The sequence below is a fragment of the Sphingobium sp. LF-16 genome (genome assembly GCF_003711185.1).
GTDB classification, from domain to species: Bacteria; Pseudomonadota; Alphaproteobacteria; order Sphingomonadales; family Sphingomonadaceae; genus Sphingobium; species Sphingobium yanoikuyae_A.
The window spans coordinates 3,452,933-3,467,277 of record NZ_CP029335.1; the positions used below are offsets into that span (position 1 = coordinate 3,452,933).

The 14,345-nt window shown below is 66.0% G+C and carries 14 protein-coding genes; 4 read left to right on the forward strand and 10 right to left on the reverse strand.

From position 1 onward, the window contains the following. Positions 1-3 precede the first annotated feature (3 nt). From DIZ22_RS16215 to DIZ22_RS16225, 3 genes are read left to right on the forward strand one after another with little or no spacing between them, the layout of a single operon-like run. The gene (locus DIZ22_RS16215; RefSeq protein WP_010336461.1) at positions 4-837 is read left to right on the forward strand and encodes a coniferyl-alcohol dehydrogenase; all 834 of its coding nucleotides are present in this window, start codon (positions 4-6) and stop codon (positions 835-837) included. A 5-nt stretch (positions 838-842) separates the two neighbouring features. Then, positions 843-3,053, forward strand: coding sequence for an acyl-CoA dehydrogenase (locus tag DIZ22_RS16220; protein WP_048939231.1), 2,211 nt, complete (start codon positions 843-845; stop codon positions 3,051-3,053). A gap of 10 nt (positions 3,054-3,063) precedes the next feature. Further along, on the forward strand, positions 3,064-3,870 hold the full coding sequence (locus DIZ22_RS16225) for an enoyl-CoA hydratase/isomerase family protein (protein ID WP_010336463.1): 807 nt from the start codon (positions 3,064-3,066) through the stop codon (positions 3,868-3,870). 264 nt (positions 3,871-4,134) lie between these two features. Here the strand turns inward: DIZ22_RS16225 and DIZ22_RS16230 are convergent, their stop codons facing one another. From DIZ22_RS16230 to DIZ22_RS16245, 4 genes are all read right to left on the reverse strand, one after another. Then, positions 4,135-4,869, reverse strand: a complete 735-nt coding sequence (locus DIZ22_RS16230; protein ID WP_010336464.1) for a transcriptional regulator — start codon at positions 4,867-4,869, stop codon at positions 4,135-4,137. A gap of 31 nt (positions 4,870-4,900) precedes the next feature. Further along, the gene (locus DIZ22_RS16235; RefSeq protein WP_048939232.1) at positions 4,901-6,370 is read right to left on the reverse strand and encodes an aldehyde dehydrogenase family protein; all 1,470 of its coding nucleotides are present in this window, start codon (positions 6,368-6,370) and stop codon (positions 4,901-4,903) included. Between the two features lie 51 nt (positions 6,371-6,421). Further along, positions 6,422-7,159, reverse strand: a complete 738-nt coding sequence (locus DIZ22_RS16240) for an SDR family oxidoreductase (protein ID WP_048939233.1) — start codon at positions 7,157-7,159, stop codon at positions 6,422-6,424. A 100-nt stretch (positions 7,160-7,259) separates the two neighbouring features. Beyond that, positions 7,260-8,042, reverse strand: a complete 783-nt coding sequence (locus tag DIZ22_RS16245; protein WP_048939234.1) for a hypothetical protein — start codon at positions 8,040-8,042, stop codon at positions 7,260-7,262. 185 nt (positions 8,043-8,227) lie between these two features. Between DIZ22_RS16245 and DIZ22_RS16250 the strand changes: the two genes are divergently transcribed. Then, positions 8,228-8,767 carry a cupin domain-containing protein gene (locus DIZ22_RS16250; RefSeq protein ID WP_048939235.1) on the forward strand — a complete coding sequence of 180 codons (540 nt, stop codon included), beginning with the start codon at positions 8,228-8,230 and terminating at the stop codon, positions 8,765-8,767. Between the two features lie 6 nt (positions 8,768-8,773). Here DIZ22_RS16250 and DIZ22_RS16255 read toward each other — a convergent pair whose 3' ends face one another. From DIZ22_RS16255 to DIZ22_RS16280, 6 genes are all read right to left on the reverse strand, one after another. Continuing rightward, positions 8,774-9,466: a CDP-alcohol phosphatidyltransferase family protein gene (locus DIZ22_RS16255; RefSeq protein WP_017501849.1), complete on the reverse strand. Its 693-nt coding sequence runs from the start codon at positions 9,464-9,466 to the stop codon at positions 8,774-8,776. A gap of 78 nt (positions 9,467-9,544) precedes the next feature. After that, positions 9,545-9,967, reverse strand: coding sequence for a nuclear transport factor 2 family protein (locus tag DIZ22_RS16260; protein WP_048939236.1), 423 nt, complete (start codon positions 9,965-9,967; stop codon positions 9,545-9,547). After that, positions 9,967-10,728, reverse strand: a complete 762-nt coding sequence (locus DIZ22_RS16265) for an SDR family oxidoreductase (protein ID WP_017501847.1) — start codon at positions 10,726-10,728, stop codon at positions 9,967-9,969. Before DIZ22_RS16265 ends, DIZ22_RS16260 begins: the two co-directional genes overlap by 1 nt. A 27-nt stretch (positions 10,729-10,755) precedes the next feature. Then, positions 10,756-11,655, reverse strand: a complete 900-nt coding sequence (locus DIZ22_RS16270) for a TIM barrel protein (protein ID WP_048939237.1) — start codon at positions 11,653-11,655, stop codon at positions 10,756-10,758. Next, positions 11,652-13,328, reverse strand: coding sequence for a class I adenylate-forming enzyme family protein (locus DIZ22_RS16275; protein WP_048939238.1), 1,677 nt, complete (start codon positions 13,326-13,328; stop codon positions 11,652-11,654). Before DIZ22_RS16275 ends, DIZ22_RS16270 begins: the two co-directional genes overlap by 4 nt. Before the next feature lie 4 nt (positions 13,329-13,332). Continuing rightward, positions 13,333-14,316, reverse strand: a complete 984-nt coding sequence (locus DIZ22_RS16280; RefSeq protein ID WP_017501844.1) for an MDR family oxidoreductase — start codon at positions 14,314-14,316, stop codon at positions 13,333-13,335. Positions 14,317-14,345: the final 29 nt, after the last annotated feature.

Consider the following 14,345-nt stretch of genomic DNA (forward strand, 5'->3'; position numbering starts at 1 on the left):
GAGATGAGCGACATTTTGGGCTATAAGGGCAAGCGCGTGATCGTGAGCGGCTGCTTCTCCGGCATGGGGGAGGCGACCGCCAAGCTGCTGCTGGAACTGGGCGCCGAGGTTCATGGCCTGGACTTCAGGGACAGCAGCCTGCCGCTCGCCTCCTTCACCAATGTCGACCTGCGCGATCCGGCCTCGATCGAGGCGGCGGTGGCCGGCATCGGCGGCAAGGTGGATGCGCTGTTCAACTGCGCCGGCCTGCCCCAGTCCTTCCCGCCGCTCGACGTCATGAAGGTGAACTTCATCGGCCTGCGCCACCTGACCGAACAGGTATTGCCGCTGATGGGACCGGGCGGCGCGATCGCCAGCATCGCCTCCACCGGCGGGCTGGGCTGGAGCCGCCGCATCCCGACCAACATGGAATTCGTCACCACCAAGGGTTATGACGCCGCCGTCGCCTGGTGCGAGGCGCATCTCGATGATGTGGTCAAGGAAGGCTACAGCTTCTCCAAGGAGAATGTGATCGTCTGGACCCAGTATATGGGCGCGCATCTCATCAAGAAGGGCATTCGCATCAACTGCACCCTGCCCTCGCCCACCCAGACGCCGATGATGGCGACGTTCGAGGCCGCGTCCGGCAAGGATGTGGTCGCCGCCGCCGCCGAACCGATGGGCCGTTACTCGACCCCGGCCGAACAGGCGGGCGGCATCGTCCTGCTGAACAGCGATCTGGCCGGCATCGTCAATGGCGTGGTCTTCCCGGTCGATGGCGGCTTCATGGGCGGCGTCGCCACCGGACAGGTGGACCTCAGCGTCATGATGCGGCGTTCGGCGCCCGCCGAGGCCTGAACCCCATGAATTTCGACCTGACCGACGATCAGGAGATGATGCGCGACATGTTCGCGCGCTTCCTGGACGAACATAGCAGCATGGCGCGGGTGCGCGCCGCCGCGCCGAGCGGCTTCGACCCCGCTTTGTGGCAGGGGCTGGCGGAACTGGGCGCGCTGTCGATCCGCGTGCCCGAAGAGGCCGGGGGCCTGGGCCTCGGCCTGTTCGACGCGACCATCCTGATGGAGGAAGCGGGACGGACATTGGCATCGGGGCCGCTGGCCGAAGCGCTGGTCGCGGCGCGATTGCTGGCGCAACTGGGCGGCGAGGCGGCGGCCGATCTGCTCGGCCGGGTGCTGGCGGGTGATGCGGTCGCCAGCTTCGCCTTCGACGATATCGCGGACACGCCCGTCCAGTGGATTGGCGGTGGCCTGGTGGCCGAAGCGGTGCTGGCCCGGTCGGGCGAAGACATCATCCTCGTCACCGTGCCGGCAGAGGCACGCAAGGCGGAGGATAATCTGGCCTCCACGCCGATCGCAGAGATCGACCTGTCGGCGCATCCGCGCACCGTGCTGGCATCGGGGGCCGAGGCGCTCGCGATCTTCGCCGCCGGGATCGAGGAATGGAAGCTGCTGATCGCCGCCGGTCTGGCCGGCATCGGCCGCGAGGCATTGAAGCTTGCCGCCGCTTATGCCTGCGAGCGCAAGCAGTTCGACCAATATATCGGCCAGTTCCAGGCCATTTCCCATCCGCTGGCCGATATTCTCTGCGAGATCGACGGCGGCAAGTTCCTGGTGTGGAAGGCGATCCGCGACCTGGCCGATGGCGCACCCGAAGCCGGGGGCGCGATCTCGATCGCCGCCTGGTGGAACGCCAACAGCGCGACCAAGGCGGTGGCGCAATCGCTCCACACCTTCGGCGGCTATGGCCTCACCACCGAATATGACATCTTCCTCTATAATCTGCGCGCCAAGGCCTGGCCGCTGATCGGCGGCGATCCGCAGCGCTGGCTCGATGAGGCCGGACGCCGGCTCTACGCCGATGAGGCCGCCGCGCTGCCCGATGCCGGGCCTATGCCGGTCGATTTCGACCTGGGCGAAGCGGCGCAGGCGATCAAGGACGAGATCAACGCCTTCTTCGCGGCCAATGTGACGCCCGAGATGCGGGCGACCTTCCACTATAGCTGGGAGGGCTATAACCCCGAACTCAACCGCAAGCTGGCGGCGCAGAATCTCCTCTATCTCGGCCTGCCCAAGGATGTAGGCGGCCGGGGCCTGTCCGCCTATGAGAAGACGGCGGCGATGGATGCGTTCGAGGAGCAGGGATATAACAACCCCGCCGCCAATGTGACGCAGATGGTGTCGCTCATCATTCACCGCTTCGGCACCGAGGAGCTGAAGCAGGCGGTGCTGCCGGAAATCATGCGCGGCGAGGTGATCTGCTCGCTCGGCTATTCCGAACCCGGATCGGGCTCCGACGTGTTCGCGGCGCAATGCCGCGCGACGCAGGAGGCGGATGGCAGCTGGCGGATCGACGGCACCAAGATGTTCACGTCGGGCGCCAACCTGTCCACCTATGTGCTGATGCTCTGTCGCACCAACCCGGACGTGGCCAAGCATAAGGGCCTCACCATGTTCATCGTGCCGCTGAAGGCCGATGGCGTGACGGTGCAGCCGGTCCACACCTTCCAGGATGAGCGCACCAACATCACCTTCTATGATGGCGTGCGCATCCCCGACAGCTGGCGACTGGGCGAGATTGATGGCGGCGTGCGCACCATGAGCGCCAGCCTGGAACTGGAACATGGCGGCGGCTTCGCCAAATATCAGCGCAAGATGCTGCAGGCCGGCGAAGCCCTTTGTCGCGAACTTATCCACAGGGGCAGGCCGTTGATCGAGGATGGCGGCGCACAGGCGCGGCTGGCCCGCACCGCCGCCAATCTGTGGGCGTCGGAACTGATCACCTATCGCGCCCAATGGGTGATGTCGGAAAAGAAGCCGAACCATGCCTATGGCCCGATGGCCAAGATGTTCAGTTCGGAGAAGTTCCTGACCGATGCGCGCGACCTGCTCGATCTCACCGCCCCGGCCTCGCTCTCCAAGCGCAAGGGCCCGGCGGAGGAGATCAACATGTTCTATCGCCACGCCCAGGGATCGACCATCTATGGCGGCACCAGCGAGGTGCATCGCAGCATGATCGCGGAAAAGGGCCTGGGCCTGCCGCGCACCCGCGCCTGAGGAAGATCGCATGACGGACGACGCGCCCCATCTTCTGACGCAGGAACAGGATGGCATCCTCATCGCTACGCTGAACCGGCCGGACAAGCTCAATGCCCTGTCGGCCGAAACGATGGCACTGTTCGAGGCGGCGCTGATCCGCTTTCGCGACACGCCGGACCTGAAGGTGATGCTGGTCCGGTCGACCGGCCGCTATTTCTGTTCCGGCGCGGACATGAAGAGCGGCGGGTCGCCCAGGGAATATCCCCGCACGCCCAGCGGCATCCGCGAAAATCACCGGCTCCAGCTCAACGGGATGCAGCGCATCTATGACGAGATGGAGCATGTGGAAAAGCCGATCGTCTGCGCCATCCACGCCACCTGTGTCGGCGGCGGGCTGGAAATGGCCTTGTCCTGCGATTTCCGCCTGGCGGCCAAATCGGCCGCCTTCTCCTTCCCCGAAGGGCTGTTCGGCGTGCTGCCGGCCTCCAACGGGGTCAGCCGCCTGACCCGCATCTGCGGTCCGCACTGGGCGCGCTGGCTGATCATGGGCAACCAGAAGGCCGATGCCGACCGCGCGCTGATCATGGGCCTGGTGCATGACGTGATGCCGGACGAAGGGTTCGAGGACGCGGCCCTGGCCTTCTGCCGTCACCTCACCAAGCAGAATGGCGAGCAGATGGGCGCCGCCAAGATCGCGATCGAGCTGGCCGCCGAAGTCGGCCCGTCCATGGGGCGCCATGTCGAACGCATGGCCAACAGCGCACTGATGCTGAACCCCGCCTATCTGGAGGGGATGGAACGCTATCTGAAGGGCATTGGCGGCAAGAAGGAATAGGAGTTCGTTTGGAGAAATGCGCCTCCGGCGCATCGGCACCAGCCCACACCCCCACCCGGCCTCCCATCAGGATACCCTGTCTGGGCGATCGGGTGGGGGTGTGGGCTGGTGCGGCAATCCGGCTACGGCCGGATTTTCCAACACATGCCAAGCGCCTTCATCTGTCCACAAACTTATCCACAGCTTTTCCCACAGATTGGCGTAGGAAAAGCTGTGGATAACTTCTGTCGATAAGCCTGTGGATAAGTCGAACGCGCACCGCTCTCAGGCGCGCGCGTCCCGCAGCATCGCGCGATAGTCGCGGATGCCCAGTTCCATCAGCCGCGCCTCGGCCCGCAGCAAATGAGTGCGCGCCAGCGGATGGGGAGAATGGAGAATATTCTGCAGCGCCATGTCGGTGGTGACGGTGACGACACGCTCCAGCCCGGTCATCAGCGCGGTGCCCATGCTGAACACCGGCGATCCGGCCTCTTCGCTGCCGCCATCCATCTGGTCGACCAGCAGCCGCATCACCGGCTGGGCGGCATGGACGCGATGCAGCATCATCCGCTCATTCTGGCGATCGGCCATATTGTTGCGGAGGTGGAGCAGGCGGGAGTGCTTGACCCAAAAGCCATGATAGGCGGTGACGAAGGCCAGCGCCTTCTCGCCCAGTTCCTCCTCGCTCCATCGGGTCCGCAGCAGGCCGACATAGTCGGCCTCGGCCGTGGCCATCACCGGCTCCAGCACGGCGAGCAGCAATTCGGTGAGGTCGGAGAAATAATTATAGAGCGAAGTCATGCCGAGCGAGGCCTGGCGCGCGACCGCGCTCAGCGAAATTTCGACATCCACCGGCCCGGCCAGCAATTCATTGGTCGCCGCCAGGATACGCTCGCGCGTGTCCCGCCCCTTGCGACCCAGGCGCTGGCCATTGAGATTATGGCTCAGCGCCTTGGTGGCCCGTCCCCGGCCCTTGGGTTCCGACGGCCCGTCCGCCGCAATCGATGCCTTTGCCGTCAAAACCCGTCCTATCCATGCCCCGTCGCGCGCCTCAGGCGGCGCGCCAGGCGATCAGCTTGGTTTCCAGGAACTCCTCGATCCCTTCGAGGCCCCATTCGCGGCCTACACCACTGGCCTTGTAGCCACCGAAAGGCAAGTCGCCGGCGATGCACATGCCGCCATTGACGCTGATCGATCCGCTGCGGATCTGCTTGGCGACATTGATCGCCCGGTCAAGATTGCCCGAACTGACGCCGCCCGACAGGCCATAGCTGCTTTCATTGGCGATGCGCACCGCGTCGGCATCATCCTCGAACGGGATGACCACCAGCACCGGTCCGAAAATCTCTTCCTGGGCGATGCGCATGTCGTTGGTGACGTCGACGAAGCAGGTCGGCTCGATGAAATAGCCGCCGCCCTTGTCCGGCCGCGCCTTGCCGCCCGCCAGCAGGGTCGCGCCCTCGGCCTGGCCAATATCGACATAGGACAGCACCCGCTCCATCTGCCGCTTGGAAATGACCGGCCCCATGATGTGCTGGGGATTGTCGAAATCGCCCCAATTGTCGCCGAAGCTGGCATAGGCATGCTTCAGGATCGCCTTCGCCTCCTCATAGCGGCTGCGCGGCACCAGCAGGCGCGAATGGACGGCGCAGCCCTGGCCGGCATGGAAGACCAGCATGGTCTGGGCGACGTCCATCGCGAAATTGGCGGAATCGTCGAGCACGATCTTGGCCGACTTGCCGCCCAGTTCCAGGAAGACGCGCTTCAGCGTGGCGGCACCCTGTTCCATGATGCGCTTGCCCACGCCCGTCGATCCGGTGAAGGAGACAAGGTCGACACGCGGATCGGTGACCAGCATCTCGCCAGCCAGCGCCGGGTCGCTGCCGAACACGACGTTGATGACGCCGGCGGGGAAGCCCGCCTCCGCCGCCAGTTCGCCGAAGATGGCGCCCATGCCCGGCGTGTTGGGGGCGGGCTTCAGGATCACGGTGCAGCCAGCCAGCAGCGCGGCCACGACCTTGCCGACATTCACATAGAGCGGCACGTTCCACGGCGTGATCGCCGCGACCACGCCGACCGGCTCATAGACCGCCTTGCGCAGGCTTTCGAAGCCATAGCCGGTGCGGCCGCCATAATCCTTTTCCCATTCCAGCTTGGGAAAGACGGCGAGATAATCGTCCCAGCCGTCGAGCGCCATGTCGACATGGGCACGGCCGACCGCGCCCATGGCGGCGCCAGCCTCATGCCGGGCCAGATCCGACAGCCGTTCCTTGTTCGCCTGGAACAGGTCGCGCAGCTTCGTCACCAGCGCGACGCGCAGGTCGACATTGGTCGACCAGTCGGTTTCGTCAAAGGCGCGGCGAGCGGCGACGATCGCGGCCTCGACATCGGCGGGCGAGGCATCGGCGGCGGTGCCGACCGGCTCACCGGTCCAGGGGCCGATCACGTCAAAAGTCTTGCCGCCTTCGGCACCGCGCAGCACGCCGTCGATATAGAGCTTGGCTTCGGGAAGAGTGGCCATGATCGCCTTCCTGTGGATAACTTCTGTGGATGTTGTGGATAAGTCGCCCGGTCAGCGCTTGCGCGCGCTCAGGGCGACCGATCCGATGTGCAGGTCCGCCGGCATGTCGAGCACGGCGCGGAAGACGTCGGTGACCGAATTATAATGGCTGATGCCGCGCTCGCGCAGGTTGAGGCCGACCTTGGCATTTTCCTGGGCGAAGCGGATCGCGACATCCATCGGCCAGCTGCTGCCGGTCTTGGTCTCGTCCATCATCATGCCGGCCTGGACCACGGTGACGCGCACGCCCTCGGGCTCCAGTTCGCGCGCCCACATGTCCGACATCAGTTCCAGCCCCGCCTTGCCGCCGGCATAGAGCCACAGCATCGGCATTTTCAACGGTACGGATTCGCTGGTGACATTGATGATATGGCCACCCCCGCGCAGCAGCGGCAGCGCCTCACGCGCGCAATGGATCGGGCCCGCGACATTGGTGGCGAGCGATGCTGCGATCTGCTCGTCGCGCACCTCGGCCAGGGTGAAGGGTTCGTAGATGGCGGCATTGTTGATCAGCACGTCGATCCTGGGATGACGCTGCGCGATCGCGGCAAAGGCGGCGCGGACGGAATCGGGATTGCCGACATCGCATGCCACCGCGAAATGGGGTTCGCCCAGTTCCTGCGCGACCGCCTCGACCTTCGACAGGGTGCGGCCCAGCAGGATGACGGTTTCGCCATCGCGCGCGAACCGCCGCGCCAATGCGCGTCCCAGCCCGTCGCCCGCACCGGTAATGACGATGACCTTGCTCACCTCTCGCTCCACCTGTTCTTTTCAAACTTCATGCTAATAGCGCATGGCTTCTTCGGCCGGGCAAGGCCATGCCGCATCGCGCTTGCGATGGTTCCCCGCCTCAGCCTGCCGGCCGGGCAAAATCGGCCGGATAGACGGACAGGTCGCCATCATAGGCGATGCCGCCGGGCCAGAAGCGGGTGCCGCTGACCCTGGCGAAATAATGGACCGTGCGGGCGAAGGAGCCGGCCGATGAGCGCGGCTGGAAGGCGACGCCGCTGGGGCTGACGCCGCGCGCGCGGGCGCTGAAATCCTTGACCGTGAACAGCAAGTCGTCGGTCTGCTGGGCGCAGAAGACCAGGTCGCTGCCGGGACAATAGCGGCGCGGTTCGACCTGCAGTGGCGACAGCCGGCCACGCTTCATCGCCACCTTGCCCGGCACGCGGGTCACTTCGGGGCCATGAACCGTGTCATACCAGTGATGATATTCCGCCTCCCGCCCGGCGACGAAATTGGCGAGGATGATCGACACCCCGGAAAAGGGCTGGTCGGCCTGGTGATTGGGGCTGGAAACCCAATCGGAATACATCGCATAGCTGTGGATGCGCTCGCTTTCGTCGCTGTCGTCGATCAGCCCCGCGTCGCGCGCATCGGCCAGCAGCGGCGCGAGCGCGGGCAGGTCGATCTCCGGCATGGCATAATCGAACTCATAGACCGACAGGAAGCGCCAGGGCTGGGGAATGTCGGGCATGATCTGCTGCGGCGTGACTTCATAGCGATCGGCCGAACGAAAGCCGCGCAGCCGGGCCAGATCCTGCTGATGCGCGCCGTCGAACCAGCGGGCATAATCCTCCGCCCGGCCGGCCGCGACATTGTGCAGATGGATGGTGGTGTACAGGCTCATTCCTCGTCCCCGGCTGCCCGGCCGGCTGGTCCCGACCCTGTGTGCGGCGGCAATCCAGCATGGATGCCCCGCACATGCCAGAGCGGCCGGCCAATGATCGCCGGGGCATTGAGAAGCGGGCGCGAATTGACCCTGTCGGCAGCGCTCCCCATCCTGGCGCGGCAATCATGCCGGAAGGACGCGTGATGACCGACCCCGTAGCCGCGCCCCGCTTCGCCCTGTTCCGCGCGAAGGATGCGACCGATTTCGAGGAAAGCGGGCTGATGGCGACGGTGCCGCCGACGCCGATCGAGATGGCAGGATCGATCGCCGTGGTCGAGGCCGGCATGCTGGAAGGCACGCGGGTGAAGCTGCTCTTTTCCATGCCGGGCCTCAGCCTCACCCATGCCTGGTTCCGCAGCGGCTTCCCGCTGCCCCGCCACAGCCATGATGTCGACTGCCTCTATTTCATCCTCGCCGGATCATTGCGCATCGGCACGGAGGAACTGGGCGCCGGCGACGGCTTCTTCGTCGGCGCCAACGTCCCCTACACCTATGTGCCCGGCGACCAGGGCGTCGAGGTGCTGGAATTTCGCGGTTCCGACAGCTTCGACATCAGGATGCTCGCCAACAACCGCGCCTATTGGGACCGGGCGGTGGCGCAGGTCACGGCGCAGCGCGCCCATTGGACAGGCGAGACGCCGCCGTCGGGCCTGTCCTTCGGACCCGAAGCCGACGGCGGATAGGGGCGATCAGCCCCGGCCGTTTGCCGCCTCATGCGCGGCCAGGCGGCGCCCGGTCACCAGCGTCTGGCCGACGAACAGGATGATCAGGATCACCCCAACCGTGCCGACGAAAATGTCGAAGCCAGACCAGCGCCCGAACAGGCCGGGCTTGTCGCCCAGCACCATCATCATCACCGTCAGCGCGATCAGCATCAGCCGCAATTCGGTCGGGCCGGCCGACAGATAGGAGAGCTTGAACTCCCCCAGCACGCGGGCGGACAGATAGGCGTGGATCGACAGCAGCAGATAGCCGGCGAGCGCCACCAGGGCGACATCCATGGTGACATAGGGGCTGAGGCCGATGCCGGCGAGGATCAGCAAGGTCACCAGTCCATCGCAGCTATGGTCGATGAAATAGCCATAGGAGGGCCGTTCGATCCGGCGGTAGCGCGCCAGGCTGCCATCCATGGAATCGCCGAACCACTGGATGACATAGCCCAGGATCGCGAGCAGCAGCCAGGATGCACCGACATTGCTGGCGGTATAACCGATGAAGGTCATCAGCGCGCCGATCAGCCCCAGCAGGGTCAAAAGGTCCGGCGTGACCTGTCGCGGCATATGCGCGCACAGCCAGGTGAGAAGCTGGCGTTCGGAGCGTGCCAGGAAATTTTGCTGGATGCGGTCCAGCGTCGTGGCCGCATCATGTCTTTGATCTGTCATGATCCCTTATCGAGGAGATATGTGGCGCGGACAAGGCAACATCCCCCACACATGACGACATGGTGCCCGCCTTCCCGTTCAGGCCGGTGGCGCCTTCACGTCGATCGCCAGCCGGGTGAGGCGGGATCGGGCGATGCGCCATTGGCCGTCTTCCCGGCGATAATCTTCATGATAATGGCCGTAGCCGGTGAGCATACGCCCATCGGGCCAGACCAGATGGTCCTGCATCGCCCAGATGGCGGTCGCCTCATCGCCGTCTATGGCGATTTCGGGCGAATGGACATGATGGACGGTGCGCGCCGCGTCGATCGAGCCGCGGACGCTGGCGATCGCGACGTCGCGCCCCTCCAGCAGCGGGCCGCCCGATCCGGTCGCATCGAGCCGGAAGTCGGGCGTGAACAGCGCGGCGAATCCGTCCCAATCCTTGGTATCGAGCAGGCGGCAATAGCGCGCCTTCACATTGGCGATGGCCAGCCAGTCGGCAAAATCCGGCGCGGCCATCAGAAACGGAAACCGCGCATCTGGTTGCCGCCGTCGCACAATATCACCTGATTATTGATGAAGCTGCCCTCGTCGGAGGCGAGGAACAGGCCGAGATTGGCGATATCCTCGGCCGTGCCCTGGCGCTTGACCGACTGCATGCCCTTCAGCCGTTCCCAATTGTCGGCGGCGACGCCGTCCTGCGCCGCCTCGGTCGCCATCAGGCCCGGCGCGATGCCGACGCAGCGTATTTCGTCCTGGCCGAACTGCATCGCCATCGCATGGGTGAAGATGTTGAGCGCGGCCTTGGTGATGCCATAGGCGGTGGCCGGGTTGTAGCTGGCCATCGACGACTTGTTGATGATGACGCCCTTCGCCTTCGCCAATGCCGGCCGCAATGCTTCGGCCAGCAGCAGCGGGCCGATGGTGTTGACCGCGAAATAATGCTGCCACTTGGCCTGGCCCAGGCCGAAGAAGCCGCGCGCAATCTCGCCCAGATGCAGGCCGGCATTGTTGATCAGCACGTCGAGCCGGTCATGGACGGCCAGCACGTCGGCGGCGAAGGCCTGGATATCGGCTTCATCGCTCATGTCGACGCGATGGACGGTGGCAGTCGCGCCAAGCTGTTCGACCAGCGCCTTGCTCTCGGCCAGCCCCGCTTCGTTGATGTCGGCCAGGATCAGGTGCGCGCCCTCGCCGCCAAAGGCGAGCGCATAAGCGCGGCCAAGCCCCGCCGCGCCGCCCGTCACCAGCACGGTCTTGCCCGCGAAACGTCCCGCCATCCTCTGCCTCCTATTCTGGTTGAAACCCTATCGCCCGCGCAGATAGGCCATGGCGGCGCGTGCAGCCGCCAGCCCATCCTCGGGATTGTCGACCTCGACATAGCCGGTCACGCGGGTCAGCCGGGCGATCCGCGGCATCAGCGCGGCATAGCCCATCTCGCCACTGCCGGGCGTGACCGCATGGTCGGTGATCGCCGTGCCATGGTTCCGGTCGATATCCTTCAGATGCATCGACACCACGCGCGGTCCCAGCGCCGCCAGCAGATCGAGCGGCGCCACGCCGGCATACCAGGCCCAGGCCAGGTCGATTTCGAACGAGAGCAGGTCCGGCGCGATCCGGCTGGCCATCAGGTCGAGCGGCCGGTCGCCGTCGATCGGCATCAGATCATACCAGTGATTATGATAGGCGAGCGTCAGGCCGGCCGCCTTCGCCTTTTCTCCCAGCGCCGCAAGCTGCGGGATATAGGCGTCGAGCGCAGCGCGGGTTGTCTGGCCGAGGGTGCGGCTGGCGATGAAGATCGGCGCGGTGGTCAGCGCGACGATGTTCGCGCCGATCGCCGCCGCCTGATCGAACTGCCGGTCATAGTCCGCACCGCGCACGCCGAGCCGGACCACGCCCACCGTCATGCCGGCGTCGCGCACCATGCGGGCCTTGTCCTGAGCCGTGGGTTCGGACGGGTCGTTGGCGACATAGGAAGCGAGGCGGAAGCCGAACCGGCCATAGCCCATTGCCGCCACGGCGCGCAGCGTGCCCGCATAGTCGCGCGCCAGTTCCTTGCGCACGGTCGTGTCGGCCAGACCCAGCGTCGATGCGCCGCGCCTCGCCGCCGCCTGGCGCGGCAGCACCAAGGCCGCGCCACCGCCCAGCAGCAGCGACCGGCGACCAAGGCATTGCGGCGCCCGCAATGGCCCGGCCGGGTCGGTCACGCCGCCTCGACCTCCAGCCGCTTGACCACCAATGCCTTGAGATCAGCGGTCTTGATCTTGGCGCTGCCAGTCAGTTCCAGATCGCTTTCGGCAAAGAAGAGGACGCGGCGGGGCACCTTGAAGCTGGCCAGCTGCTCCCTGGCGAAGCCACGAATGCCGTCCTCGTCCAGCGCGGCATCCGCATGCGGGACGATGCAGGTGACCACCAGTTCGCCCAGCGTCTCATGCGGCACGCCCACGGTCTGGGTCACCTTCACCCCCGGACAGGTCTTGATGACGCTGTCGATCTCGATCGGCGAGACATTGGCGCCGCCGGTCTTGATAATGTCATTGAGCCGCCCTTCCCAGTGCAGCCGTCCTTCCGCGTCGAACCATCCGCCGTCGCCGGTGCGGAAGAAGCCCTCGCCATCGACCGAATCATCGAGCGGGATGCCGACATAGCCCAGCATCAAGGTCGGTCCCTTGACCGCGATCTCGCCCCGTTCACCGAGCGGCACGACCGCGCCGGTCAGCGGATCGACGATCTTGAAGATATTGCCGGGCAGCGGCGCGCCATGGCTGCCGGCGATCCGCTCTTCCGGCGTGCCCGACGGGAAGATCGAACTGATGGTGAAGGTTTCGGTATTGCCATAGGCGGCCATCGGTTCCTGCCAGTCGGTGCTGACGGTCGGATGGCGGCCGAGCGGATTGGCCGGATTGACATAATAGAGCGAGGACAGGTCGACATCGCCCCAATTGGGCGCGGCTTCCAGCTGCGCCCATTGATGCGGCCAGGCAAAGGCCATGGTCGCCTTTTCCGCTTCCATCAGGCTCAGCGCTTCCGCCGGCTGGAAGGTCTGTTGCAGGATCAGGCTGCCGCCGCCGGTCAGCGCGCCGCCGATCGCCATGCAGAAATTGCCCGACCAGAAAAAGCCGTTCGCCGACCAGGCGCGGGCATCGGGCTTCGCTTGCAGGAAGCGTTTCCAGCGCCAGAGCTGCAAGGTCGGGCCGCGATGGGCGCTGATGATGCCCTTGGGCTTGGCGGTGGAACCGGAGGAGAAGAAGAGCACGCCCGGATCGGCCGGCATGACGGTGGCGGCAGTCGCATCGACCAGCGCCTGATCGACCGCGTCACCGCGTGCCAGAAAGTCGTTCCAGCCCTCGATCCGGCCCATCGCTCCGTCGACGGCGGCGAGATGGCGCAGGAAGGGGAAGCGGGTGGAGACCAGCCGGCCGTCGCCCGCGACGCTGATCGCGGGTTCCAGATCGGCGAGGATCGCGCCGAAGTCCTTCTTCAGTACCGCGCGTTCGAGCAATAGCACGGAGCAGGCCGAGGACTGGACCAGATGGTCGAGTTCGGCCGGGGTCGAGAAGGTGCTGAGCGTGGCGGCGACGCCGCCCGCCAGCGCGACGCCGAACACGGCCGAGAGAAATTCCGGCCGATTGGTCATCAGCACGCCGACGCGCGTGCCCTTGCCCACGCCACAGGCGACCAGCGACCGGGCGACCGCATTGGCCTGCGCCCACAAATCGTCATGGCTCCAGCGGACCACGCCATCGGGTCCGTGGAAGACCAGCGCCTCCCGCCCGGCATGGGCCTGCGTGACCTCACGCAGCCAGCCGCCGAGCGTCAGCGTGCCAAGGCCCTCCTCTTCAACCAGAGGCGGGCCGGCGACGATCGAGAGCGCAGCCATCGGCTTAGCGGTTGACGTCGACGATGACGCGGCCGCGCACCTTGCCGGCGAGCAGGTCCGCCGCGACGCCGATCGCATCGCCCAGGCTGATTTCCTGCGCGATCACCTCCAGCAGTGCCGGGTCGAGATCGCGGGCCAGCCGCGCCCAGGCGGCGAGGCGCACGGGCTTGGGCGCCATCACGCTGTCGACGCCGAGCAGGCGCACGCCGCGCAGGATGAAGGGCATGACGGTCGCCGGGAAATCGGCGCCTTGCGCCAGGCCGCAGGCCGCCACCGCGCCGCCATAGCGGGTCTGGGCACAGGCATTGGCGAGGGTGAAGCTGCCGACCGAGTCGACCACGCCGGCCCAGCGCTCCTTCTGCAGCGGCTTGCCCTTTTCCGACAGTTCGGCGCGGTCGATCACGCCGTCGGCGCCCAGCGTCTTGAGATAGTCGCCTTCGGCCGACTTGCCGGTCGAGCCGATCACGGTGAAGCCCGCCTTCTTGAGCAGGGCAACCGCAACGCTGCCGACGCCGCCGGTCGCGCCGGTGACCAGGATTTCGCCCTGGTCGGGGGTCACGCCCGCCTTCACCAGCGCCTCGACGCAGAGCGCGGCCGTGTAGCCGGCGGTGCCGATCGCCATCGCCTGGCTGGGCGTGAAGGCGCTGGGCAGCGGCACCAGCCAGTCACCCTTCAGCCGGGCAACCTGGGAGAGGCCGCCCCAATGGCCCTCACCCACGCCCCAGCCGTTCAGCACCACCTTGTCGCCGGCCTTCCAGTCGCCATGGTCGGAACTGCGGACGGTGCCGACCAGATCGATGCCGGGCACCATCGGGAATTTGCGCACCACCGGCGAGGCACCGGTGATCGCCAGGCCATCCTTGTAGTTCAGGGTCGAATAATCGACGTCGATGGTCACATCGCCCTCGGGCAGCTGCGCCTCATCGACCTGGGCGAGCGACACGCTCTGCTTGTCGTCGGTCTTTTCGATCAGGATGGCGGAAAACATGCGGTCGGTCCTTCTTGAAGAGAGAAAGG